A 23,177-nucleotide genomic window follows, 5' to 3' on the forward strand; every position below is an offset into this window, starting at 1 on the left:
GGGAAGGACACCCACCGAGTGCCTGGCTGGCACCCCGCTGACACTTCCCGGAAGATTCCCGTACTTCCGCCCCTCATAAGGGGCGACGAGTACTGCGGGACTCGCTTCCAGTCCTCCCGGCGGGAGGCGCGCAGCATCGATACTCAACCGAGCAACCTGAACAGTGTGCCATACGGGACGGAAGCCGCGCCAATCGCAGCCGAAGAAGGTACCCCGACCGGCGCAGATGTCAAACCGCCCTGCCGCCCGAACGCGGGCATTCGGGGCAGAACGACCATCGACCCTCATGGCGTGATGGCGCAAAGGTGTCGTGCACGCCACAGTGACCGAAAACCGACGGCTTTCGTGAAGGGGAAATCAGGCTTTGTAGCAAGTTGGGCAACCCGCCGGGCCACTTCCCCGTCCCTTTTCACGCTGGGGGGCGCTGGACAACGAAGCGGAGTCAGGTAGTTGAACATCTCACAGCGCAGAACCGTTCCGTTCTCGAACGCCCGTCCGGTCGGGCGTCGGTCTGTGCTCGCCGGGATCGCGGCCGTCACGGCCGCCGTGGCGACGGGATGCAGCGACAGCGGTTCAGAGAAGTCCGCCCCCTCCGTCTCCCCCGTCCGCGCCGTGGACCCCCGCACCACCCAGTCCTTCGGCGACCCGCGCGGCCCCCTGCTGCTCCAGGTGCTCGCCCACCCGGACGACGACCTGTTCTTCATGAACCCGGACGCCCTGCACATGGTGCACGCCGGGGTGCCGGTGGTCTCCGTCTACGTGACGGCCGGCGAGGCCATAGGACAGAACTGGGTGGAGGGCATGCCGCGCAAGGAGCGGGAGCACCACGACAAGGCGGCCTACTCCTCCGCCCGTCACCAGGGCCTCCGCCAGGCGTACGCCCGCATGCTCGGCAAGCACCCGTTCGCCCCCTGGCAGAAGTCCGTCCTGCGGCTGCCCGGCGGAGTGCGGGCCGAGATCGACGAGCTCGTGGCCGGGGACCGGCGGGCCCGGCTGATCTTCCTCAACATCGCCATGCTCTCCGACCGCAACATCCGGATGCCGCAGTTGTGGGACGAGCCCGGGGCGGTCGCGCAGTCCCTGGTGGCCAAGGGCTCGCCCTGTACCGAGGTGAGCACCTACCGGCACAGCACACTGGTGGACGCCCTCGCAACGATCATGGACCGTTTCCGGCCGACCGTTGTCCACACCATGGACCCGGACCCCGACTACCAGGTCCACGACGCCACGCACCCCAAGGACAACGACTACGGCGCGTGCTCGGACCACCGCGACCACACCCCCACCGCCCTCTTCACCTGGAAGGCGCTCTCCCAGTGGTCCGCGGACGCGACGCGCCGCGACAAGCACCCGCCCCGCTTCCTCACGACCTCCTACCGCGGCTACTACAACCAGCGCTGGCCGCACAACCTCCCCCACGAGATCGTGGCCCAGAAGCACGAGCTGGTGGAGGCGTACGGCGGCGCCCCGGACTGGCAGTGCCACAACGACGGCGGCTGCGGCGACTACGGCCAGGGCGGCGACCGCCCCCTGAAGAACCGCAAGGGCTGGATCCGCTCCACCCACTACCGCCACCCGGGCGCCACACCCGCCGTGGACAGCGACCGCTCCGGCCGCCTGGAGGCGTACGGCGTCCTCGGCCTGCACGCCGTGCGCTGGCGCGAGACGTCGGCGGGCAGCGGCCGCTGGGGGGCGCCGCAGAACCTCGGCGGCGGCCCCCTGGCCCCCGCCCTGTCCACCGTCAAGGACGCCGAGGGCCGCCGCCTGGTCTTCGCGCTCCGGTTCTCCGCCCTGGAGGGCGAGGGCCGCGCCGACACCCGCGAGATCGTCGTCCTGGGCCAGCGCACCCCCGACGGCCCCTTCACCGGCTGGGCCGGCCTCGGCAACCCCGAGCACGACTCCGACCGGGGCCGCCGGGTCGGCATCCCGGCGGCGGTCACCGACGCCGACGGACGGGTCCACCTGTTCGTCCGCAACGCCGGCAAGGGCGTCTCCACCCGGGTGCGCGAGCGCAACGGCAAGTGGGGCAAGTGGCGCAACCTCGGCGGCCAGGACATCCAGGAAGGCCTGACCGTCGCGCTGGACGGGGAGCGCCGCATCCACGTCCTCGGCGTCGGCCGCGACACCGTCCACCACTGGAGCCAGGACGGCCCCGGCAAGCCGATGCGCTTCCTGCCCCTGGACGACCTGCCCAAGCCCGCGGGCGACCCGGTGGCCGCCCACCCGGGCGACGACGGCAAGCTCGTGATCGTCTACCGGCAACCGGCCCAGGGCCGCCCCCAGGCGTACCGCCTCACCGGCGGCGCGGGCACGGAGGAGCTCAAGGACTCCGCGGTCCGCGATCTCACCGGCTACGGCCCGCTCGCCGCCCACGCCCTGCCGCTGCGCGGCCACCGGGACGCCCTGATGGTCCTCGGCAAGGACCTCGAAGGCCGCGCCCAGGTCATCGACGCCGCCTCCGACGACACCCGCCCCACCGTCGCCGACCACCAGCCGATCCCCGTGGCCACCCCGGCCCTCCACACGGACGGCGCCCACCGCCTGTGCGTGGTGGGCCTCTCCCCGGACGCGAGCCCCTGGATCTGGCGCCCGGAAACGGGCTAGCCCGCCCGCCCCGGCCCCCTCCAGCCCGTCCGGCGCTTGAGGGCAGCGTGTGAAGCGCGCACCCCACCCACCCCCGCCCCCCTCCAGCCCGTCCGGCGCTTGAGGACGCGCACCGCAGGTGCGCTCGGGGGGTGCGGGGGCGCAGCCCCTGCGAGAAACGGCGAAAGGGAGGGACAGGGGCGGACTACACCGCGCGCGGCGCGGTGAGGGGGGACGCGGGGGCACCCCACCGCAGGAAACGGCGAAAGGGCGGGACAGGGGCACACCCCCACCCACCTTGCTATCGTGCTGCCCCGCCGTACCGGAGGCCGCCTCACCCGGGGGAAGGGCGCACCCAATGCTCGTCGACCGCGAAGCCGAACTGGCCACCCTCTCCGCGGCCCTGGCGGAAAGCGCCCGCGGCACCGGCGCCTTCGCGGTCGTCCACGGCGCCACGGCCCTCGGCAAGACGGAGCTGCTGCACGCTCTCCGCGTCCGGGCGGCCGAACACGGCTTCGCGGTCCGCACGGCCCTCGGCAGCCCCGCCGAACAGCCCTTCCCCTACGCGCTGATGGACCAGCTCCTCCCGGAACTCGACCTGCTCACATCGGAGTTGAGCCCGCCAGGAGCGGACGACCCTCCACTCCCCGTCCCCCCGCCCCTCCTCCGCCGTGTCCACCAAGCGGCCCTGGACCTGACGGCCGAGCAGCCCCTCCTCCTCTGTGTGGACGACCTCCACTACACGGATCACGCGTCCCAGCAGTGCCTCCTCTACCTCGTCCGAAGGCTGCGCACGGCCCGCGCCGCCCTCGTCGTCACCGAGGCGCCGCACGGCACGGCGCACCGCACCCTGCTGGGCGAACTCCAGTACCAGCCTCGAACGCGCCACCTGCACCTCGCACCACTCGGTCCGCGCGCCGTGGCCCGGATCGCCGCCCACCGCCTGGGCGAACCGGCGGCAGTCCGCCTCACCGCGCACCTCCACCGCCTGACGGGCGGCAACCCGCTCCTCCTCCACGCCCTGCTGGACGACACGGCCGCGGCCCCCGCCGCCGGATCCGCGCTCCCGGCCCCCGGCCCGGCGTACCGGGCCGCCGTCCTGGCCTGCGCCCACCGCAGCGGTGCCGACGCGCTGGCCGTGGCCCGGGCCATGGCGATCCTCGGCCCGCAAGCCACCGCAGGCACCACAGACGCCGCAATCACCACACGAACCACAAGCACTACCAGCACTCACCACACGACCACGCCTGCCGTCACCGACGCCCCCGTCACCGACACCCCCGCCGCCGGCCCCACCACTGGCACCCCCGAGACCACCACCCTCCTCGCCGGCACCGCGGCCCTCACCCCCCGCGCCGTCCGCCCCGCTCTGGAGGCCCTCACCGCGTCGGCCCTCTACGACGCCGGCTCCGGCCGCCCCCGCCACCCCGCCGTCGACGAGGCCCTGCTCGCCGACCTCTCCCCGGCCGCCCACACCGCCCTGCGCGCCCGTGCCGCCCGTGCGCTGCACGCCCAGGGCGCCCCGGCCGTCGCGGTCGCCGCCCAACTGCTGGCCGGTGCCCCGCTCGGCGAGAGCTGGGAGGCGCCGCTGTTGCGCGCGGCGGCGGAGGAACACCTGGCGGCCGGCGACGCCGACCTGGCCGCCCGCCACCTGCGCTGTGCCGTGCTCCGCGCGGACGACTCGCCGCAGGGCCTCGCGGACCGGCTGGCCGTGGTGGGGGTCGCCTGGCGGCTCGATCCGCAGGGGGTCGTCGCCCAGCTCCGGGCGCTCGTCGGACACGCCCGCACCGGCCTGCTGCCGCCCCGCGCGACCCTCCACCTGATCCAGGCCCTGCTCTGGCACGGCCGCGAGGACGAGGCGATCACGGCCGCGGAGGTCCTGCCGGCGGAGGACGACGACCCGCGGTACGCCACCGAACTGGCCGTGACCCGACTGCGGCTGGCCGTCACCTACCCGGGCGCCCTCCCCTGGCTGCCCGCGGTCCTCCACCTCGGCCCCGAGACCGCCCCGGCCCCGGACCCGACCCCCGAAGCCGACCACGGATCCGCCCCGTACCCGGACCCGACCCCCGAAACCGACCCGGCCCCCGGCCCCGCCCTCATATCGGCCCCCGCCTTCACTCCGACCACCGCGAACCACCCCACCCCGAGGTCCGGCGATCACCCCGCCCCCGCGCCCGGGGCACGCCCCCACCCCCCGGAAGTGATCGCGGCCCGGACTCTGCGCACCGCCCTGACCGGCGGCACCCCCGACGCCGTGGCCGCCGCCGCGGAACGCGTCCTGCGCTCCCCCGGCGTCTTCGAGCACCGGCCGGACGCCGTGGTCGTCGCCGTCCAGGCGCTGACGTTCGTCGACCGTCTCGACCCCGCGGACGCCTGGAGCGCCCGCTTCCTCGCCGGCCGCCCGAGCGCCCTGACCCCCGTCCGGGCCGCCTTGCTGCACCAGACCAGGGCGTTCGTCCTGCTGCGCAGGGGCGAGCTGGCCGCCGCCCGCGAGCACGGCGTCCGGGCTCTGGAGCTGATGCCCGAGCCGGGCTGGGGGACGGCGCTCGCCTTCCCGCTGGCCGTCCTCGCCGAGACGTACACCGCCCTCGGGGACCACGACACGGCCACGTCGGTCCTGGAGCGGCCGCTCCCCGACCCGACGCACCGGACGGTCTTCACCGTCCCCCACCAGTACGCCCGGGGGCTGAACCAGCTCGCCCTGGGCCGCCCGCGCGAGGCGCTGGCCTGCTTCGTCTCCTGTGGCGAGACGCTGCGCGGCTGGGGCCTGGACACTCCCGCCCTGGCACCCTGGCGGGCCGGTGCCGCCGAGGCCTGGCTGGCCCTGGGCCGCCCCGAACGGGCCGTCCGGCTGCTGGACGACCGCCACGCCGACCCCGTCCACCGCCGCCCCCGGGCCCGCGCCGGCGCGCTGCGCGTCCTGGCCGTCGCCGGGCCGCCGGAGCACCGCCCGGCGACGCTGGCTCGCGCCCTGGAGCTGTACCGGACCTGCGGCGACCGCTACGGCACGGCCCGCGTGCTCGCGGAGCTGGGCCGCGCCCACCGGGACCTGGGCGACGAGGCCACGGCGCGCCCCCTGCTGGACCAGGCCCGCGAGGCCGCCCTCGCCTGCGGCATAGAGGAACCCCCGGCGCCGCCTCCGCCCCCGGCCCCGGCCCCGGGCGACCGTGTCGTCCTCACCGGAGCCGAGCGGCGCGTGGCCACGCTCGCGGCCCGGGGCCTGTCCAACCGGGAGGTGGCGGCCGAGCTGTCCATCGCGGTGAGCACGGTCGAGCAGCACCTCACCCGCGTCTACCGCAAGTACCGCATCAAGCACCGCCGCGACCTGCGCACCCGCCTGACCGCGGGGACCTGAAGGCCTCCGGGCACAAAAAAGCGGGCCCGCACATCCGAAGATGTGCGGGCCCGCTCAGACCCGAAAGGTCTCAGACCTGCAAGTAAGAGGACTTACTTGACGATCTTGGTGACCTGGCCGGCGCCGACGGTGCGGCCGCCCTCACGGATGGTGAAGCGCAGGCCCTCCTCCATCGCGACGGGCTGGATCAGGGAGACGGACATCTCGGCGTTGTCGCCGGGCATGACCATCTCCGTGCCCTCCTTGAGGGTCACAACACCGGTCACGTCAGTCGTACGGAAGTAGAACTGCGGACGGTAGTTGTTGAAAAACGGGGTGTGACGGCCACCCTCGTCCTTCGACAGGATGTAGGCCGTGGCCTCGAACTCGGTGTGCGGGGTGACCGAACCCGGCTTGATGATGCACTGGCCGCGCTCGACGTCCTCGCGCTTGATGCCACGGAGGAGCAGACCGACGTTCTCACCGGCCTGGCCCTCGTCGAGCAGCTTGCGGAACATCTCGATACCGGTGACCGTGGTGGTGGTCTTCTCGGTCTTGATGCCGATGATGTCGACGGTCTCGTTGACCTTCAGGACACCGCGCTCGATACGACCGGTGACGACGGTGCCACGACCGGTGATCGTGAAGACGTCCTCGATCGGCATCAGGAACGGCTTGTCGACGTCACGCTCGGGCTGCGGGATGTGCTCGTCGACGGCGTTCATGAGGTTCATGACCGACTGGCCCCACTCGGCGTCGCCCTCGAGCGCCTTCAGCGCCGAGACCTTGACGACCGGAGCGTCGTCGCCCGGGAACTCGTACTCGTTGAGGAGCTCACGGACCTCGAGCTCGACGAGCTCCAGGATCTCCTCGTCGTCCACCATGTCGGCCTTGTTCAGGGCGACGACGATGTACGGAACGCCGGACTGGCGGGCCAGGAGCACGTGCTCCTTGGTCTGCGGCATCGGACCGTCGGTCGCGGCGACCACGAGGATCGCGCCGTCCATCTGGGCGGCACCGGTGATCATGTTCTTGATGTAGTCCGCGTGACCCGGGCAGTCGACGTGGGCGTAGTGACGCGACTCGGTCTGGTACTCGACGTGCGCGATGGAGATGGTGATACCGCGCTGCCGCTCCTCAGGCGCCTTGTCGATCTGGTCGAACGGCGTGAAGGGGTTCAGCTCCGGGTGCGCGTCGTGCAGCACCTTGGTGATCGCCGCGGTAAGAGTGGTCTTACCGTGGTCGACGTGACCGATGGTGCCGATGTTGACGTGCGGCTTAGTCCGCTCGAACTTCGCCTTCGCCACTGGGGTCCTCCTGGGAGTGGTTCTGTACGCCTTACGTTACGGCGCCAGGGATCTTTGCTGGGGTGCCGTCCGGCGGGGCACCCGCCGCGCGCCGAGAGGTACCGGTAGGACCGGGTTCCTCACGATTCGCGGCGGTATGCCCCGACGTTCGGTGTCAAGCCTAAGGCGTCAGCCCCGTCTGTGGAGACGGGAGCCGGTTACTCGCCCTTGGCCTTCGCGATGATCTCCTCGGCGACGTTCCGGGGAACCTCGGCGTAGGAGTCGAACTGCATCGAGTAGCTTGCGCGACCCGACGTCTTGCTGCGGAGGTCTCCGACGTAGCCGAACATCTCCGACAGCGGAACCAGGCCCTTGACGAGCTTGGCGCCGTGACGGTCCTCCATGGCCTGGATCTGGCCACGGCGGGAGTTGATGTCACCGATCACGTCACCCATGTAGTCCTCGGGGGTGGTGACCTCGACCGACATCATCGGCTCGAGCAGAGCCGGCGACGCCTTGCGGGCACCCTCCTTGAACGCCATGGAACCGGCGATCTTGAAGGCGAGCTCGGAGGAGTCGACATCGTGGTAGGCACCGTCGAGCAGCGTCACCTTGACGCCGGTCAGCGGGTAGCCGGCCAGCACGCCGAACTCCATGGCCTCCTGGCAGCCCGCGTCCACCGACGGGATGTACTCCCGCGGGATGCGGCCACCGGTGACCTTGTTCTCGAACTCGTAGCCGTCACCCTCAAGAGGCTCGATCGCGATCTGGACCTTCGCGAACTGACCGGAACCACCGGTCTGCTTCTTGTGGGTGTAGTCGATGCGCTCGACGGCCTTGCGGATCGTCTCGCGGTACGCGACCTGCGGCTTGCCGACGTTGGCCTCGACCTTGAACTCACGCTTCATACGGTCGACCAGCACGTCGAGGTGCAGCTCGCCCATACCCGCGATGATGGTCTGGCCCGTCTCCTCGTCCGTGTGGACCTGGAAGGACGGGTCCTCCTCGGCCAGGCGCTGGATGGCGACACCCAGCTTCTCCTGGTCGCCCTTGGACTTCGGCTCGATGGCGACCTGGATCACCGGAGCCGGGAAGTCCATGGACTCGAGGATGACCGGCTTCGCGGCGTCGCAGAGGGTCTCGCCGGTGGTGGTCTGCTTCAGACCCATGACGGCGACGATGTCGCCGGCACCCACCGAGTCGATCTCCTCACGCTTGTTCGCGTGCATCCGGTAGATCTTGCCGATGCGCTCCTTCTTGCCCTTCACGGAGTTCTGCACCTGAGTGCCGGCCTCCATGCGGCCCGAGTAAACCCGGACGAAGGTGAGCTTGCCGAGGTGCGGGTCGCTCATGATCTTGAAGGCAAGACCGGAGAACGGCTCGTCGTCGGAAGGCTTGCGCTTGACGACCTCGTCGGGGTCGTTGACCGCGTGGCCCTCGATCGCCTCGATGTCGAGCGGCGACGGCAGGTAGCGGACGACGGCGTCGAGCAGGGGCTGAACGCCCTTGTTCTTGAACGCGGTACCGCAGAACACCGGGGTGACGGTGGTGCTGCCACCCTTGCCGGAGTTGATGGTGATGCGGCGGATGGCCGCGTAAAGCTGCTCTTCGGTGGGCTCGGTGCCCTCCAGGAACAGCTCCATCATCTCTTCGTCGTTCTCGGCGACGGCCTCGAGGAGCTTGCCGCGCCACTCGTCGGCGGCCTCCACGTGGGTGTCCGGGATGTCGACGACGTCGTACATCTCGCCCTTGGCGGCTTCCGCGGACCAGACCAGGGCCTTCATGCGGACCAGGTCGATGACGCCCTTGAAGTCGGCCTCGGCACCGATCGGGAGCTGCATGACGATCGGGGTCGCGCCGAGGCGGTCCACGATCATGTCGACGCAGCGGTGGAACTCGGCACCGGTCCGGTCGAGCTTGTTGACGAAGCAGATGCGCGGCACGCCGTAACGGTCGGCCTGACGCCACACCGTCTCGGACTGCGGCTCGACACCGGCCACGCCGTCGAACACCGTCACGGCACCGTCGAGCACGCGCAGCGAGCGCTCCACCTCGACGGTGAAGTCGACGTGGCCCGGGGTGTCGATGATGTTGATCGTGTGATCGACGTTCTCGAGCGGCCAGTGGCAGGTCGTCGCGGCGGACGTGATGGTGATGCCGCGCTCCTGCTCCTGCTCCATCCAGTCCATCGTGGCAGCGCCGTCGTGGACCTCACCGATCTTGTACGAGACACCGGTGTAGAACAGGATCCGCTCGGTGGTGGTCGTCTTGCCCGCGTCGATGTGGGCCATGATCCCGATGTTGCGGACCTTGGCCAGGTCAAGCGAAGTGGTGGCCATATGGCTCAGTCTTCTCTCGGTTCTCGATGGGGGTAGCGACTACCAGCGGTAGTGCGCGAAGGCCTTGTTGGACTCGGCCATCTTGTGCGTGTCCTCACGCTTCTTGACCGAGGCGCCGAGACCGTTCGAAGCGTCCAGCAGCTCGTTCATGAGGCGCTCGGTCATGGTCTTCTCGCGACGGGCGCGGGAGTAACCGACCAGCCAGCGCAGCGCCAGGGTGGAGGCGCGGCCCGGACGGACCTCGACCGGAACCTGGTAGGTCGCGCCACCGACACGGCGGGACTTGACCTCGAGGGCGGGCTTGACGTTCTCAAGCGCGCGCTTCAGCGTGATGACCGGGTCGTTGCCGGTCTTCTCGCGGAGACCCTCCATGGCGCCGTACACAATGCGCTCGGCGGTGGAGCGCTTGCCGTGCAGCAGGATCTTGTTGATCAGGGACGTGACAAGAGGAGAACCGTAGACCGGGTCGATGATGACCGGGCGCTTCGGGGCGGGGCCCTTACGAGGCATTCTTACTTCTCCTTCTTGGCGCCGTAGCGGCTGCGAGCCTGCTTGCGGTTCTTGACGCCCTGGGTGTCGAGCGAGCCACGGATGATCTTGTAGCGAACGCCCGGCAGGTCCTTCACACGGCCGCCGCGCACGAGCACGATGGAGTGCTCCTGCAGGTTGTGGCCCTCACCCGGAATGTAAGCGGTGACCTCGATGCCGCTGGTCAGACGCACACGCGCGACCTTACGCAGGGCCGAGTTCGGCTTCTTCGGGGTGGTCGTGAAAACACGCGTGCAGACGCCACGACGCTGGGGCGAACCCTCGAGTGCGGGCGTCTTGTTCTTCTCGACCTTGTCCTGCCGGCCCTTTCGGACCAGCTGCTGGATCGTAGGCACCGTTTCTCCGGTTTCTGTGTGCCGATCACGATAAAACTAACCTGGGACTACCCCCGACCCACGCGGTCGGGTGTGTCGAGGCTGCATACCCCCGCCGATGGCGGTTCGGCGCAGATTTCGATGTCTTTGAACCGTCCGGGACCACGGAGGACCGTCCGGACCCGGCCTCTTGTGCGGTTCGAAGGCACGCACAAGAGCCCAGGGACACCCCAGGCACAAGGTCAGAGCGTACCTACCGCATGGGCTGCGGTCAAAACAAATGCACACGCGGAGGACGTACCGATGTGCGGCGTATGTCCAGTATGAACGATGTCCCGGTCCACCACGACCGGCGGGTGGGGGGTGCTCGGCGGGCGGTCGCGGCGCGACTGACAGGCGATCGGCAGACGATCGACAGGCGGTCGGCGGGTGGTCGGCAGGCAGTCGAGAGCGGCACGGGGGCGGCCCGAAACGGCCCGAGACGACCAGAGGCGACCCGAGACGACCCGAGGGGGCGGCGACCGGCCGCGGCGGCCGAGGTGACCGGCGACACCCCCGGCGGCCCGCCATCCCGGTCGCCCGGGATCCCGGCCGACCGCGCATCGGCCGGACGCGTCCCGGCCGGACGCGTCTCAGCCGGAAGCGTCCCGGTCAGCCACGCCCGGACGCCCCGGTGCCGCGCCGCCGCTGATCGCCCTCGGCCGCTCCGCTGACCGTGAGGATCATCTCCGTCATCTCCACGAACTGCCGCCGGTGACTGCCGGGGATGCCGAGCAGCGCGGCTGCCTCCTCGGGCGTCACCCGCCCTCGCCCGCCGGCCGTCGGCTCCTCCGGCCCGGAGCCCGGTAGCGGCAGCTCCGACTCGGAGGCCCGGCCGGACCGGATCAGCATGTCGCGCAGTCCGACACCGAGCACCCGGGCCAGGCCGCGCATCGTCTCCAGGTCCGGCATGCTCTGCCGCTGCAACAGCCGGGTGACCGCGGCGCGGTGCACTCCGGCGTCCTCGGCCAGCCGCGTACGGCCGCCGCCACGTGGGCTGTCGATGTCGTAACCGCGTTCCCGCATCAGGTCCTCGACCCAGGACGCGAACCGTTCGATCTCTGTACCCCTGTTGGCCATTCCACACACTCCCTCCGCGCTTCCGACCCTACCGGTCGTTCGCGCACGCAAGGACAGGGTGCGTAAGACGTCTCAAACTTTGGCGAACAACATGCGCAGGCAGCGCGAAGAAGATGTGTGTTGCGCGCTCGCACGCACGGTCGCTACGGTGGCGGTACGCGGAACACCTCAGGGGTGCGCTACAGCCCCTGGGGACTCGCCTTGCTCTTCCGTCCCTCACATTTCCTCCACATCTCGCGCTTCCCCACTTCCCCACTTCCCCGTTTCCCCTTCCCCGCTTCCCCCTCCGCACCCCGCACCCGCACCCGCACCCGCACCCGCAGGAGCAGTCATGACCGACAGCCCCAGCCGCCCCCGCAGCGCCGCTGTATGGCTGGGCGTCCTCCGACGCCAGTTCCCCGAGCTGAGCAAGGAGCTCGCCCCGAGTCGCGGTACCGCTCTCTCCCCCACCGGCCGCCGTACGCGCTCGGCTCCCGGCACGGTCGTCCGCCTCTTCGTCTCCGACACCATCCGCGACATCACCGACGGCGTGATCGAGCTGGAGGAAGCGGTCTGTGAACGGCTGCGGCTGCCTCGCCCGCCGCGGGGCACGGTGGACCAGCGGCTGGTCCGGATCACCGGCCTGCTGGACCGGGCCGCCGCCGACCCCCTCCTCGACGAGCACATCCGGAGCGAGGCACGCCGGATGGCCGGCCGTTGCTCGGTCGCGCTGGGCGAGGCGGACCCGCCGGTCCGGGTCGAGGGCCGCTGCCGGCACTGCGGTTCGGTGTCCCTCCGCGTCTTCCCCCAGCGCGAGGCCGTCCTGTGCGTCAACCCGGGCTGCCGGTGCGCCGACCCGGCGTGCGCCTGCCGCACGGACGCCTCCCACCGGCACCAGTGGACGCGGGCGGAGTGGCAGCTCGCGGCGGCCGACGGGGCGGACGAGACCGGGGAGAACGCCTGATGCTCAAGCACATCCCGGCGCTCCCGGCCGCCGCCACGCTCATCACCACCGCCATGGCGGCGCGCGAAGCGGGGGTGAGCCAGGACGCGGTACGGAAGTGGGTCCAGCTCGGCCACCTGACGCCGGCGGGCCGGCAGGGCCGCGCCAACCTCTTCCGCCTGGAGGACGTCTTCGCCGCCGAACGGGCCACCCGCCGGGCCCACACGCTCCGCCCGCCGGTCTGACGCCGGACGCGACGCGCCACGGAAGCGCCCTGCCCCGACGGGCAGGGCGCTTCCGCGCGTGTGCCGGGCGCCGCGTATGTGCCGGGCGCCGCGCATGTGCCGGGCGCCGCGCATGTGCCGGGCGCCGCGCATGTGCCGGGCGCCGCGCGTGTGCCGAACGCCGATGCGGACGGCGGCCCTCACTCCCCGGCCCCGGCGGAACCCTCAGTCCTCGGCCTGATGGATGCGGAACACCCGGGCCGGAGCGGCCCCGTCCTCCGCTTCCATCGTCTGCACCGCCTCCTGCCACCCGCTGACGAATCCGCTCAGCTCCGCGTCGTCCGCGACCCGGGCGGCGACCTTGCCCACGACCGCGGTGAGCGCCTGCGCCACCTCGTCGGTGAACGAACCCGCGTGCCCGGACTCGGCCGCCACCTCGACGGTCGCCGCCACGACATCGGCGAGACGGTCGCTGTGCGCGCTCACCGGATGATTCCCCCACGCATCACGAACCGCTCGCTCATGCCACCCCCAGGTGCTGTCCGTCTCGTTATTGGCTCGGCCCCCCGATACACGCCCTCCGCCCGATCCCGCCGCTGCCGCGACGGGCCGTCAAACGGGCGTGCGATTCCCCATAACCTAACCCGAGAGACTGACAGACCGTCCCGACCGGCCAACGGTCTGCGACGGTGCCGTCACAGGCGCGCCGGTCGGGGGAGCGGCGGTCGCGTGACGGAGGACCGACGAGGGTGGGGAGACCGGACGTGTGGGGGCGGAAACGACGGCTGGCGGACGCGGAGCGGCGGCTCGCCGTCGCGATGGAGGCGGCAGCGGACGCGCACCGGCGCATGGCCGAGACGGCCGAGCGCATCGACGGCCTCCACCGTGCGCTCCTGGCGATCTGTGGCCACGGTGACGGCATGCCCACCAGCTCGACGCGGGAGGCGCTCGCCGAGGTCGCGGGCACGCTGGAGAGCTGCCGGCAGTTGTTCGCCGACTACACGCGGACATGTGACGAGTGGGCGAACCACGAGGTCTCCGACCCGGACCACATCGACCTCGCCGTCCACTACTTCGAGTCCTGGGCCGAACAGACCGAGGATCCCGCGAGCCGGCTCGAGGAGACGCTCGCCGCCCTGACGGAGGTCCGGACGAAGCTCCACGAACTCCGGGTCGCCCTCCCGCCGGTCCGCGCCCGCGCCCACGCGGCGGTGACGGCGGCACGCAACGACCTCCTCTGGGCTAGGAGCTCGTTCCCCGGGCGGTTCGCACTGGAGGCCCGCCTCAACGCCCTCACGGACCGGCTGCGCGAGCTGGACGCCGGCCGCGTCGAAATCAACGACGACGAGGACGACGTCACCGACTGGTACCGCGAGGTGGAGACGGGCGCGGCGGAGGTCCGCGACGCGCTGTCGCGACCGCTCAGCTTTTGAGATCGCTGAGGAAGGCGGTCCAGGCCGGGGCGGGCATGAGAAGGCCGGGGACAACAAGACCGTTGTCGGCGGCGGTGCCGACGACTACCAGGCAGTTGTTGCTGCCTCCAACCTTGCCGTCCGCCGCTTTGTGGCGACTCTTCCGCCACGCCATGGTTCCCGGTTCAGGCGCAGCACTCATGTGCGTACTCCTCTGCGACCGACGTGATCAGCGACAAGGACGCGGCTGGTGACAACGCGACGGCTGTAGCGAAATCGTAGGAGCGCTCGCACTCCTCGACCGCGGAGGGATCGTCCAGGAGGTTTCCACTCAGGTGCCCTTCGCTGTACGCCACCGGCGGCGCGTCCTCGAACGCCATGAGCGTGAGCGCACCGTCCAGCAAGGGACTTCCCGCATCGAACGGCAACACCTGCAGCCCGACCTGGCGCTGGCGCGCCAATGCGGTGAGGTGCGTGAGCTGCTCATGCATAGCGGCAGCGCTCCCGACCTTGCGACGGATGACGCTCTCGTCGAGGAGAGCCCACAACAAGGGCTTTGTCGGGCCGCGAAGGATGTGCGCCCGCGCCAAGCGGCTCGTCACCCGGGACTCGATGTCCTCCTCGCTCGCGAAAGGGCGTCCCCCCAGGAAGACGGCGCGCGCATAGGCGGCCGTCTGCAAAAGGCCCGGCACGAAAATCGGGGCGTACTCCCTGATGCCGGTGGCCCGCTCTTGGAGGTAGGCCACCTCCGCGAAGCAGAAGGCGTTCGACGGGGCGTCGATGAGCTCTTCACACATCCGCGTGAACAACCCGTCGGTCCCCAGCACCGCGTCGAGCCGCACAGCGATCTCCAGTTGGGGCTTGCGAATCGCCTTCTCGAACTGGCCGATGTACGAGCCGGAGCAGATGACCTTCGCGCCCAGTTCGTCCTGTGACAGCTTCGCGGCCTCGCGCCGGCGCTTCAGCTCCCTGCCGAAGAAGCGCCAGCCGAACTTCGGCTGGCAGTGCCGCGCCTCGCCACCGGCCTTGGCCGTAGGTTAACTCCCCTTGCGTACAACGTCGTTGTGCGGATCGAGCCCCTTCCCGAGGCTAGCGGCGGCGCCCCACGCTGGGAGCCGCATCGGAATCGCACGACTCGAAGGGAACCCCCCATGACGTACCGCGAAGGCACCTACGTGGTGGACACGCGGAGCGCGAAGCTCGCACAGGTCATGGCGCAGGCGGGCGGCAGCGTCTACGTCAGACCGCCGGGCGGCGGCCGGGAGTGGGAGGCGCCGGTGGAGGCGCTGCGACTGGCGACGCGGGACGAGCGGGCGGCCGCGGGCCTGGCGCGGGGGCCGCGATGAGCGCGGGCACCGTGCGGGCGACGACGGGCCGGCTCGTCCGGAACTGCGCGCACGGCGAGGGCTGGGCGGCCGGCGCGGGCGGGATCCGCCGGTGCGTCGCGTGCGGCGTGGAGCGGTACGGCGCGTACGGGCCGCTGCGGCTGCCGGAGGAGCCGGTGAAGACCGGTACCGAGCGCGCGGTCGCGGCGGCGACGGCGATCGCGGTGCTGGGCACGCGGTTCCTGGAGGAGCGCGGCCGCCTCCTCCGCCGCCGGGTGGCGGTGGCCGCGTGAACGCCGTCATCAGGAGCGTCACGTACGCGGATGTGACGACCGTCCGACCCGGCGCGATACTCGTCGCGCCCTGGCGGACGCCGTTCAGCGCGCAGGAGGCACTCGTCACGCTGGTCGTGTCGGCCGACGGCGAGAGGGCGGAGGGCCGCTTCACGCCGTCGGCGCGGCACCAGGGACCACCTCGCGCACAGCCACCCCCGGCCGCGGATCCACCCCCGCTCATCGACGTGACCACGCTCGGGGACGTCTCCTCGACCCGCCTCGGGGAAGCGGAGTTCGACGCCGCGACGTTCGCCCTGGGCATCAGACTGCACGACGTGCGCCAACAGGCCGACACCAGACGGCGCTACGGCAGGGCGGTCTGGCTCCAGGGACTCGGCGACGGGGACCCGTCCTGGGCCTGCGTCCTCTTCCGGTCCGAGCCGGACCTGACGACGCTCGTCTGGCAGGGCGGTCCGCGCCGCCTCTGGGACGAGGCGGAGGCGGCGTACCGCTGGTGGGCGGCGCGGGGCCGGCCGGGACCGGAACGCTTCGGCCTCACGGTGGACCGCACGGGCGGGCGGGTGTGGCTGGACGAGCCGGGGAACGTCGTCCGGGAGCCGGAGCGGAGCCCGTAACGCGCGAGCGCGAAAGTTGTTGTTGCGCGTTCGCGCGAAGTGGTTCACAATAGATGCAGCGGCGGAGCTGTGCCCGGACCCCGGGCCACGGCATCCGCCGCTTCGCGTTGGGCGGGCGGCCGGCGAACCGGTGATGCGGCCACCCTTCCTCCCTCCGCACGGCACGCGCACGACGGTGCCGTCCGTCCGCTCGACGCGCCCGCGCCGAAAGGAGCACCCATGTAATGGAAGCCCCGATCTCGTTCCCCGACGTGGAACGCCTCATCATCGACCACCTCAGGCTCCGTTCGGAGCTGGCCGGGGTGGCCGTGGACAACCGGCCGCCGACCCCGTTCGACGGCACACAGAAGGCGGTGCTGGTCTCACGGACCGGCGGCGCCTGGGTGGACGACCTCCATCTCGACCAGCCACTGGTGGAGTTGGAGGTGTACGGCCCGGACAAGACGGCGGCGCACACGCTGTCCCTGCTGGTCCGCACCGCGCTGCTGCAGTTGCGCGGGACGGCGTACGGGACGGCGGTGGTGACCGACGTCGTCGAGACGGAGGCGGTCCGCTGGTTCCCGGACTACAACCGGCCGGGCGCGAACCGCTACCGCACGACGGTGTGGCTCTCACTCCGCCCCGCCTGAAGCCCGGCCGTTCCCCCTCGCACGACGTTTCCTCTCACGAAGCCCCGCCGGTCCCGGCGGGGCTTTCCCTTTCTCACACCCTCACCTCTCACTCCACACTCAAGGAGAAACCCATGCCCGGTATGAACCCGAGCGAGATCCGCGTCGCCGGCACCGGCCGCGTCCTCATCGCCAAGGTCGGCACGGACGCGCCGGCCGACATCGCCACCGACTGGGGCCCGGCCTGGCACGACCTGGGCTACACCAGCACGGACGGCGTGAAGTTCGGCCGCAAGGGCAAGACCGCCAACATCGACACCTGGCAGTCGCTGACCCCGGCGCGCACCATCTACACCGAGCGCGAGCTGACCCTGAAGTTCGGCATGCTCCAGCTCAACGAGGACACCCTGCCGTTCTTCTTCGGCGGCGGCGCGGTCGGCGAGACCGCCCCGAACTCCGGCGTCTACAAGTACGACGTGGACGGCGACCAGGGCGAGGACGAGCGCGCCCTGGCCCTGGAGTTCACCGACGGCAGCGAGATCCGCTACCGGTTCGTCGTGCCGCGCGGCCTGGTGACCACCAGCGACGACTTCGACCTCAACCGCAAGGGTGCGGTGAAGCTCGGCGTGACCTTCACGGCGCTGTCCACGAAGCCGGGGGCGCCGCTAGCGACCTGGCTGATGAAGGACAAGGCGTACGCGGCGGCCCCGGCGAAGTGACCCGCGGCCCCTCCGGGGCCCCGGCTTGAACGCGGGCGCCGCCGGCCACCGGCGGCGCCCGCCCCCTCTCTACCTCTCAAGGAGCGACCCCATGCCCTCGTTCGACGTCAACGCCGCCCGCGCCCAGCGCCTGGAGGCCCACGGCCGAGCCTGGTCCTTCACCCTCGACGGCGACACCTTCGAACTCCCCACGGAGATCAACCACCGCACGGCACGCGCACTGCGCGACCTCGACGACAACGACGTGGACGGCCTGCTGGCCCTGCTCATGGGCGAGAAGCAGTACGCCCGCTTCGCCGAGCACGACGTGACGATGCAGGACATCGCCGCGATCCTGGAGTCCTACGGCAAGGAGACCGGGCTCGGCCTGGGGGAAGACTGAGCCTCGACGCGTTCGTAGACGAACACGCCGAGGCTCTCGAAGCGGACCTGCTGCGGCACTACGGCGTGGACCTGCTCGACTGGCACCGCGGACGGCTCTCCTCCCGCCGCCTCACGGTGCTGGTCAAGCACCTCCCACGCGACAGCGCCGTCAACCGCGACCTCCATGGCGAAGCCATGGACTGGGGGCCGGCGGAACACTTGCTCGCGGCCGTAGTGGACCACCTAGCCGTCGCCAACTGGATGACCGGCACCCTCCACACCGACGAGGACGCGGATCCCCTGGACTACCCGGAACCGGTCCCGCGCCCGGGCGCCGACCACTCCATAACGGAGGAAGTTCCTCCGGAATCCGACCTCGACGCGTCCGGCGATCTGGACCGAAAAATGGCCGCATTTTTCGCATGACGCGGTTTCGGCTGCACGAGTCGGCCCATCACATCCCGGACGTCACAGCCAGACGGCCAAGAAGAAAGCGTTTATCAGCACGGCCAGGATGATCCCTCCCCACAGCGGAAAACCTGCCGGGGATTTCGTCGAGAGCTCCCGCACGGTGCGCGCCCTGCGATGCGGCGCCCTGGGGTCGTATACCAGATCCACGATCTCCCCGGTCTCGGATATCCGATGGCCGCGAAGGGGTGTGCGGTAGGACACTTGCCTGCCGCTCGCAACAGTGAAGACGAAACGCTCCGACACCCTGCTTTCCGACCAGTAATAGTCCACACATTCAGCCTTGGCAGCTACCCCTGATTTCCTCAGCACACGATCCACAAGCAGGGGCCTGATACCGAACGGCCAAATCAGGGCGCCGAACAAGATGGACATGATGAGCAGGTAAACGATCCACCCGATGTTCGCTCCGAACCAGCCCACGCAGACCTCCTTCTGAACCTCGAAGAAGCAGGAAGCCTCTCCGGCGGAAGCCTACACAATCCGTAGGGAGCCGCACAGACCCGATTTTGCACACGAAGTAGACAATAAAGGCAGGTGAGAGCGCGCCATGGGCACCAGCGAGTACACCGACAAGAACAACAGCGACCTTCTCCCCAACCAGCTGTGGTTCAAAGCCGACTACGACCATCTCAAGAAGAAGGTCAACGACATCTCGGTCACCGTCAACGGCTTCAGTGCCGGATGGGACACCGCAAAGGTGAGCGGGGGAATCTGGGGAGGCGGCGCGACCGCCGTCAAAACGGATTTCACCGGCCTCAAGGTGGACGAGAAAGGGGTGTCGTTCCTCGGGAACCAGCTGACCACCTGGCCGTGGGCTCGGGACGACAAGCTCAACTCCGCCCTGACGGAACGAAGGATCGAAAGGGTCGAAAGGCGCATCGAAGCCCTGTACGCCCCAGCGAGGGACGCCAAAAGCACCGCATTCAGGACGCGAGGCGACAAGAAGGCGGAGAAAATAGCCGCCACAAAGCTGTCCGACCTCAAAGAGGCCCAGGACCGGCTCATCAAGCTGTATGCAAAGCTCGAAAAGTTCGAGAACAACATCAAGAGCAAGAGTGATGCAACGAAAACCAACTTGAAGGATTCCGGCACCAAACTCAAGGAACTGGACACGCGAATCAAGGGGTTGGAGACTCCGATCCAAAAGGTGAGCAGTGCAATCGGGCAATAACAGGCCCACCTCCGAAGACAGGCACCCGGCCGAATGAGCTGAATCATGACACTGGTTCAATCTTTTCAAAGCGGCACACGAAATGCCCAGAATTTTAAGTCCGCCCTGGACGGAACCGGCAAATCCGCCCAAAAACTCAAGACCGAAGCCGGCGTTCTCAACACCGGCATGGGCAAGGTCAAGACCTCCACCCAGCAAGCCGGCCGTGAAGTCAAGAACATCAAGGGCGGCGCCGAGGCCACCGCCAAGGCGATGGGCAAGATCGGCAAGGAGTCCGGGAAGGCCGCGCCCGGGCTGGACAAGGCCGGGCGGAGTCTGAAGAAGACCGCGAAGAACACCGACGGTCTCAACCGGTCGATGAAGAAGAACTTCCTCGCCCAACTCGTCAGCCTCTTCCAGCCGTTGATCGAGAAGGTCGTCGAGATGGCGTCCAAGTCGACGACCATGCGGCGCATCATGAAGAAGGCGTTCGATGTCATCGGCAAGGCCGTCGACCAGGCATCGAAGATCATCGGCCCGCTGATGAGGGGGCTCGGCAGCCTGATGTCGCTCGTGTGGGGCGGGATCAAGAAGGCAGTGGCGCCCATCGCGCTGTGGTTCATGACCGACCTGCCCGAGGTGTTCAAGGCCGTGAAGACGGCACTGCACGCCGCCTGGGACGCGCTTCCCGAGTCCGTCAAGAGCATCTTCCGGGCGATCGGCTCGGCGGTGAAGGACCCGATCAATGGCCTTATCGGGATGATCAACTCCCTCATCACCTCGCTCAACGGCATCCACGTCACCGTCCCGAGCTGGATCCCGCACTTCGGCGGCAAGGGCTTCACCATCGACGTCTCGCCGATCCCGAAGCTCGCCGAGGGCGGCATCGTCACCCCGCGCAGCGGTGGTGTGCCGGCCATCGTCGCCGAGGCGGGCGAGGCCGAGGCCGTGCTGCCGCTGTCGAAGCTCGACCGGCTGCTGACCCGTACGGCCGTGGCGTCCCGCCTGTCGGCGGCCGGTGCCGGATCGGGCGGCGGCGGGTTCCACATCGAGAACTACTACGCGCGGGCCGACGACCCCCGGGACACCGCCATGGCGCTGATGTTCCTCGCCAAGGCCCGCGGATGAGGAGGCCCGCATGGCGGCAGCAGCACTCACCGGCCCGGCCGGCCCGGTCCGTAACCCGCTCGCCGGCACGGCCGGGCCGCTCGCCGGTTTCACGTCCGGCCTGACCCGCCTCACCGGCGCGGTACGCGGCACGCTCACCGGCGTCCGGGCGGCCACCCGGTTCCTCACCCGGCTGGCCGCCACCATGGGCCGGTCCGGAGCCGAGTCCAAGCGGTTCGGAGCCGCCGCGTCCGCCGCGGCCCCGGCCCTGGCGAAGGCCGGCAAGGAGGCGGCCGGCGCCGCGAAGGGCCTGGACCGGCAGCGGGACGCCCGCCGCCGGGTGGACCGCCAACTGTCGTCCATACCGGGCAAGTTGCGCGGCCTCGGCGGCGTCCTCGGCGGTTTCGGCGGCGCCGCGTCGAAAGCCGGCGGCGTCATCGACAAGGCGGGGACCTCGTTCGGGATCCTGGACAAGGTCATCCAGGCGGTCAACCTGGTGATGAAGGGCAATCCTTGGACCCTGTTGGCCGCCCTGCTCCTGCCGATCGCCACCGAACTGATCAACACCGCCCTGGAGTCGGAGACCGGGCAACGGATCATGGAGGAGGTGTTCTCCCACGCGGGAGAGGCGTTCGTGGCCGCCACGGCGGCGATCATCCCTCCGGTGCGCGAATACCTGACCGCCATCCAGAAGATCTGGAACGGGCTCAAGATGTTCGTCGAGCCGGTCCGCAAGTTCCTCAAGGGCGACTTCTCCGGCGGCTTCCGCAGCCTCGGCAAGGCCCTGCTGGCCACCCTCGGCGGCTTCGCCGATCTCATCCGGGCCGGTTTCCACCTGGTCGCCGGCGTGGTCGCGGCTCCGATCAACGCGTTGACCAGCTTCGTCAACATGATCATCGACGTACTCAACAAGATCCCCTTCGTCGACCTGCCGCACATCCCCCAGCTCGCCCGGGGCGGCATCGTCGCCCCGCGCAGCGGCGGTGTCCCCGTCGTCCTCGCGGAGGCCGGGGAGGCGGAGGCCGTCCTGCCGCTCTCGAAGCTCGAACGGCTGCTGGACGCGACCGCGCGGGCGGCCCGCGCCGGGGCCGACGGGGGTGCGGGTGCCGGTACCGGCCGGCGCACCGGCGGACCGGACCTCCGCGAGTACCACGAACCCGCGCACCGCACCGCGCACGGCATCGCCGAGGACCTGCTGTTCCTCGCCGGGACGCGCACCGCGACGCGGTGAGGTCCCAGGATCCGAGGACGTCCCAGGATCCGAGGACGCCCGGGATCTGAGGACGTCCTGGATCCGAGGGCGCCCCCGGGATCCGAAGACGCCCCGGAACTCAGGACGCCCCGGGATCCGGGGACGCCCCGGGTCCGGAGTGCCTTTCCGGTGCCCCACCAATCACCCCGGTCACATCCGGCACCCACCCAACCCATACGGAAGGTGAAGGCCGACCTCCATGCCCCCGACACTCACACCACCGACACCGACGTCCCCGGACACCACCGACCCCTCCCCCGGCTCACTGATCACCCTCGACGGGCAGATCCAGTGGGCCGGACTGCTGATGGGCCCCGGGACCGACTACCAGATCGCCGACTCCGGGCTCACCGGCTGGGCCGACCTCCCCGGTCTGGACAGCGGCGACGTCCTCCGCCCCGACCAGCACGGCGCCTGGCCCGGCGCCCAGTGGTCCCAGGCGCGTACGGTCACCGCGCCCGTCTGGCTGCTCCCGGACCAGACCGAACGCGCCGCGGCGGTCACCCGGGCGTTCAACGCCGCGACCGGCGTGCACAGCGGCGAGCAGTGGCTGGCCGTACGCCTCCACGGCGAGACGCTCGCCTGCCGGGCCCGGGTGACCCAGCGCGTCCTCCCGCACGACCGGATGTACGTCACCCGCGGCGCCGCCAAGGCGACCGTGCAGTGGATCTGCGCCGACCCGCGCCGGTACTCCGTCGACGAGCGGACCGCCGTCACCGGCCTCCCCACCCCCGACGGCGGCCTGTCCTGGGGACAGGACGGCAGCCGGACCGCCGGACAGGGACTCGCCTGGCCCCTCGACTGGGGCAAGCCCGGCGCCACCGGCCTGCTGACCCTGGTCAACGAGGGCGACGCGCCGACCAGCCCGGTCATCGAGTTCCGCGGGCAGGTGAGCCGGCCGTCCCTGACGCGGCTGAGCGACGGGCTGCGGCTCGAGTACGACATCACCCTCGCGCCGTCCGACGTCCTGACGGTCGACACCTTCGCGGGAACGGTCCTGCTGAACGGCAGCTCGTCCCGCGTGCACACGGCCACGCTGTCCTCCGACCCGGAGCAGCTCTTCCAACTGCCGCCCGGCGAGAGCACGTTCGCCTTCCGGGCCGACCCCGACATGCCGGGCGCGGGCGCCACCGCCACCGTCACCTGGCGCGGCGCCCACTGGTGAACCAGCGCCTCCCCCGCCTCTT

General features: G+C 70.5%; 25 protein-coding genes. 16 read left to right on the forward strand and 9 right to left on the reverse strand.

Annotated elements, in window-relative coordinates; translation table 11 throughout:
- The first annotated feature begins 513 nt into the window (after positions 1 to 513).
- The gene (locus ACZ6X9_RS20945; protein WP_469779475.1) at positions 514 to 2,604 is read left to right on the forward strand and encodes a PIG-L family deacetylase; all 2,091 of its coding nucleotides are present in this window, start codon (positions 514 to 516) and stop codon (positions 2,602 to 2,604) included.
- Between the two features lie 337 nt (positions 2,605 to 2,941).
- Positions 2,942 to 5,941 carry a helix-turn-helix transcriptional regulator gene (locus ACZ6X9_RS20950; protein WP_469779476.1) on the forward strand — a complete coding sequence of 1,000 codons (3,000 nt, stop codon included), beginning with the start codon at positions 2,942 to 2,944 and terminating at the stop codon, positions 5,939 to 5,941.
- A gap of 92 nt (positions 5,942 to 6,033) precedes the next feature.
- Here the strand turns inward: ACZ6X9_RS20950 and tuf are convergent, their stop codons facing one another.
- The 5 genes from tuf to ACZ6X9_RS20975 form a co-directional block, all read right to left on the reverse strand.
- On the reverse strand, positions 6,034 to 7,227 hold the full coding sequence (tuf, locus tag ACZ6X9_RS20955) for an elongation factor Tu (protein WP_469779477.1): 1,194 nt from the start codon (positions 7,225 to 7,227) through the stop codon (positions 6,034 to 6,036).
- A 197-nt stretch (positions 7,228 to 7,424) separates the two neighbouring features.
- A complete protein-coding gene (fusA, locus tag ACZ6X9_RS20960; RefSeq protein ID WP_436783959.1) occupies positions 7,425 to 9,545 on the reverse strand; it encodes an elongation factor G in 2,121 nt (706 codons plus the stop codon).
- Between the two features lie 39 nt (positions 9,546 to 9,584).
- A complete protein-coding gene (rpsG, locus tag ACZ6X9_RS20965; RefSeq protein WP_004950419.1) occupies positions 9,585 to 10,055 on the reverse strand; it encodes a 30S ribosomal protein S7 in 471 nt (156 codons plus the stop codon).
- A gap of 2 nt (positions 10,056 to 10,057) precedes the next feature.
- Positions 10,058 to 10,429 carry a 30S ribosomal protein S12 gene (gene rpsL, locus ACZ6X9_RS20970; RefSeq protein WP_003948652.1) on the reverse strand — a complete coding sequence of 124 codons (372 nt, stop codon included), beginning with the start codon at positions 10,427 to 10,429 and terminating at the stop codon, positions 10,058 to 10,060.
- Positions 10,430 to 11,059: 630 nt separating this feature from the next.
- Positions 11,060 to 11,527, reverse strand: coding sequence for a helix-turn-helix domain-containing protein (locus ACZ6X9_RS20975; RefSeq protein ID WP_469779478.1), 468 nt, complete (start codon positions 11,525 to 11,527; stop codon positions 11,060 to 11,062).
- Positions 11,528 to 11,858: 331 nt separating this feature from the next.
- On the opposite strand from ACZ6X9_RS20975, the gene ACZ6X9_RS20980 reads away from it, so the two are divergent.
- Positions 11,859 to 12,470, forward strand: coding sequence for a hypothetical protein (locus ACZ6X9_RS20980; protein ID WP_469779479.1), 612 nt, complete (start codon positions 11,859 to 11,861; stop codon positions 12,468 to 12,470).
- Positions 12,470 to 12,694, forward strand: a complete 225-nt coding sequence (locus tag ACZ6X9_RS20985; protein WP_469779480.1) for a hypothetical protein — start codon at positions 12,470 to 12,472, stop codon at positions 12,692 to 12,694. The genes ACZ6X9_RS20980 and ACZ6X9_RS20985 overlap by 1 nt, the downstream gene beginning before the upstream one ends.
- 204 nt (positions 12,695 to 12,898) lie before the next feature.
- On the opposite strand, the gene ACZ6X9_RS20990 is transcribed toward ACZ6X9_RS20985, so the two are convergent.
- Positions 12,899 to 13,159 (reverse strand): hypothetical protein, encoded by a 261-nt coding sequence (locus tag ACZ6X9_RS20990; RefSeq protein ID WP_469779481.1) that lies wholly within the window; start codon positions 13,157 to 13,159, stop codon positions 12,899 to 12,901.
- Positions 13,160 to 13,422: 263 nt separating this feature from the next.
- Between ACZ6X9_RS20990 and ACZ6X9_RS20995 the strand changes: the two genes are divergently transcribed.
- Complete coding sequence (locus tag ACZ6X9_RS20995) at positions 13,423 to 14,106, forward strand: hypothetical protein (RefSeq protein WP_469779482.1); 684 nt, start codon at positions 13,423 to 13,425, stop codon at positions 14,104 to 14,106.
- Here the strand turns inward: ACZ6X9_RS20995 and ACZ6X9_RS21000 are convergent.
- Entirely contained in the window at positions 14,096 to 14,287 is a 192-nt protein-coding gene (locus ACZ6X9_RS21000; RefSeq protein WP_469779483.1) for a DUF397 domain-containing protein, read from the reverse strand. The two genes, ACZ6X9_RS20995 and ACZ6X9_RS21000, sit on opposite strands and share 11 nt — an antisense overlap.
- A complete protein-coding gene (locus tag ACZ6X9_RS21005) occupies positions 14,271 to 15,050 on the reverse strand; it encodes a helix-turn-helix domain-containing protein (RefSeq protein ID WP_469779637.1) in 780 nt (259 codons plus the stop codon). Before ACZ6X9_RS21005 ends, ACZ6X9_RS21000 begins: the two co-directional genes overlap by 17 nt.
- 186 nt (positions 15,051 to 15,236) lie before the next feature.
- Here ACZ6X9_RS21005 and ACZ6X9_RS21010 point away from each other — a divergent pair, with 186 nt between their 5' ends.
- From ACZ6X9_RS21010 to ACZ6X9_RS21040, 7 genes are all read left to right on the forward strand, one after another.
- Positions 15,237 to 15,431, forward strand: a complete 195-nt coding sequence (locus ACZ6X9_RS21010; RefSeq protein ID WP_469779484.1) for a hypothetical protein — start codon at positions 15,237 to 15,239, stop codon at positions 15,429 to 15,431.
- Entirely contained in the window at positions 15,428 to 15,703 is a 276-nt protein-coding gene (locus ACZ6X9_RS21015; RefSeq protein ID WP_469779485.1) for a DUF6255 family natural product biosynthesis protein, read from the forward strand. The genes ACZ6X9_RS21010 and ACZ6X9_RS21015 overlap by 4 nt, the downstream gene beginning before the upstream one ends.
- Positions 15,700 to 16,320: a methyltransferase domain-containing protein gene (locus tag ACZ6X9_RS21020; protein WP_469779486.1), complete on the forward strand. Its 621-nt coding sequence runs from the start codon at positions 15,700 to 15,702 to the stop codon at positions 16,318 to 16,320. Before ACZ6X9_RS21015 ends, ACZ6X9_RS21020 begins: the two co-directional genes overlap by 4 nt.
- A 224-nt stretch (positions 16,321 to 16,544) precedes the next feature.
- The gene (locus ACZ6X9_RS21025; RefSeq protein WP_469779487.1) at positions 16,545 to 16,949 is read left to right on the forward strand and encodes a hypothetical protein; all 405 of its coding nucleotides are present in this window, start codon (positions 16,545 to 16,547) and stop codon (positions 16,947 to 16,949) included.
- 113 nt (positions 16,950 to 17,062) lie between these two features.
- Positions 17,063 to 17,647 (forward strand): phage tail tube protein, encoded by a 585-nt coding sequence (locus ACZ6X9_RS21030; RefSeq protein ID WP_469779488.1) that lies wholly within the window; start codon positions 17,063 to 17,065, stop codon positions 17,645 to 17,647.
- 91 nt (positions 17,648 to 17,738) lie between these two features.
- Complete coding sequence (locus tag ACZ6X9_RS21035) at positions 17,739 to 18,029, forward strand: hypothetical protein (RefSeq protein ID WP_469779489.1); 291 nt, start codon at positions 17,739 to 17,741, stop codon at positions 18,027 to 18,029.
- 65 nt (positions 18,030 to 18,094) lie between these two features.
- The gene (locus tag ACZ6X9_RS21040; RefSeq protein ID WP_469779490.1) at positions 18,095 to 18,436 is read left to right on the forward strand and encodes a hypothetical protein; all 342 of its coding nucleotides are present in this window, start codon (positions 18,095 to 18,097) and stop codon (positions 18,434 to 18,436) included.
- A gap of 42 nt (positions 18,437 to 18,478) precedes the next feature.
- Here the strand turns inward: ACZ6X9_RS21040 and ACZ6X9_RS21045 are convergent, their stop codons facing one another.
- Entirely contained in the window at positions 18,479 to 18,901 is a 423-nt protein-coding gene (locus ACZ6X9_RS21045; RefSeq protein ID WP_469779491.1) for a hypothetical protein, read from the reverse strand.
- A gap of 127 nt (positions 18,902 to 19,028) precedes the next feature.
- On the opposite strand from ACZ6X9_RS21045, the gene ACZ6X9_RS21050 reads away from it, so the two are divergent.
- The 4 genes from ACZ6X9_RS21050 (at position 19,029) to ACZ6X9_RS21065 (ending at position 23,155) form a co-directional block, all read left to right on the forward strand.
- Complete coding sequence (locus ACZ6X9_RS21050; protein ID WP_469779492.1) at positions 19,029 to 19,652, forward strand: hypothetical protein; 624 nt, start codon at positions 19,029 to 19,031, stop codon at positions 19,650 to 19,652.
- Positions 19,653 to 19,697: 45 nt separating this feature from the next.
- Positions 19,698 to 20,759, forward strand: a complete 1,062-nt coding sequence (locus ACZ6X9_RS21055; RefSeq protein ID WP_469779493.1) for a phage tail protein — start codon at positions 19,698 to 19,700, stop codon at positions 20,757 to 20,759.
- A gap of 10 nt (positions 20,760 to 20,769) precedes the next feature.
- Positions 20,770 to 21,969, forward strand: coding sequence for a hypothetical protein (locus ACZ6X9_RS21060; protein WP_469779494.1), 1,200 nt, complete (start codon positions 20,770 to 20,772; stop codon positions 21,967 to 21,969).
- Between the two features lie 220 nt (positions 21,970 to 22,189).
- Entirely contained in the window at positions 22,190 to 23,155 is a 966-nt protein-coding gene (locus ACZ6X9_RS21065; protein ID WP_469779495.1) for a phage distal tail protein, read from the forward strand.
- The last annotated feature ends 22 nt before the right edge of the window (positions 23,156 to 23,177 follow it).

The sequence above is a fragment of the Streptomyces sp. NPDC052910 genome, from assembly GCF_055585605.1.

Coding starts and splice junctions, on each gene's coding strand:
- ACZ6X9_RS20950 (WP_469779476.1), top strand. CDS start 2,942: ATGCTCGTCGACCGCGAAGCCGAACTGGCCACCCTCTCCGCGGCCCTG.
- fusA (WP_436783959.1), bottom strand. CDS start 9,545: ATGGCCACCACTTCGCTTGACCTGGCCAAGGTCCGCAACATCGGGATC.
- ACZ6X9_RS21060 (WP_469779494.1), top strand. CDS start 20,770: ATGGCGGCAGCAGCACTCACCGGCCCGGCCGGCCCGGTCCGTAACCCG.
- ACZ6X9_RS20980 (WP_469779479.1), top strand. CDS start 11,859: ATGACCGACAGCCCCAGCCGCCCCCGCAGCGCCGCTGTATGGCTGGGC.
- ACZ6X9_RS21010 (WP_469779484.1), top strand. CDS start 15,237: ATGACGTACCGCGAAGGCACCTACGTGGTGGACACGCGGAGCGCGAAG.
- ACZ6X9_RS21055 (WP_469779493.1), top strand. CDS start 19,698: ATGACACTGGTTCAATCTTTTCAAAGCGGCACACGAAATGCCCAGAAT.
- ACZ6X9_RS21025 (WP_469779487.1), top strand. CDS start 16,545: ATGGAAGCCCCGATCTCGTTCCCCGACGTGGAACGCCTCATCATCGAC.
- ACZ6X9_RS21050 (WP_469779492.1), top strand. CDS start 19,029: ATGGGCACCAGCGAGTACACCGACAAGAACAACAGCGACCTTCTCCCC.
- ACZ6X9_RS21035 (WP_469779489.1), top strand. CDS start 17,739: ATGCCCTCGTTCGACGTCAACGCCGCCCGCGCCCAGCGCCTGGAGGCC.
- ACZ6X9_RS20975 (WP_469779478.1), bottom strand. CDS start 11,527: ATGGCCAACAGGGGTACAGAGATCGAACGGTTCGCGTCCTGGGTCGAG.
- ACZ6X9_RS21030 (WP_469779488.1), top strand. CDS start 17,063: ATGCCCGGTATGAACCCGAGCGAGATCCGCGTCGCCGGCACCGGCCGC.
- ACZ6X9_RS21015 (WP_469779485.1), top strand. CDS start 15,428: ATGAGCGCGGGCACCGTGCGGGCGACGACGGGCCGGCTCGTCCGGAAC.
- ACZ6X9_RS21065 (WP_469779495.1), top strand. CDS start 22,190: ATGCCCCCGACACTCACACCACCGACACCGACGTCCCCGGACACCACC.
- rpsG (WP_004950419.1), bottom strand. CDS start 10,055: ATGCCTCGTAAGGGCCCCGCCCCGAAGCGCCCGGTCATCATCGACCCG.
- ACZ6X9_RS20985 (WP_469779480.1), top strand. CDS start 12,470: ATGCTCAAGCACATCCCGGCGCTCCCGGCCGCCGCCACGCTCATCACC.
- ACZ6X9_RS21000 (WP_469779483.1), bottom strand. CDS start 14,287: ATGAGTGCTGCGCCTGAACCGGGAACCATGGCGTGGCGGAAGAGTCGC.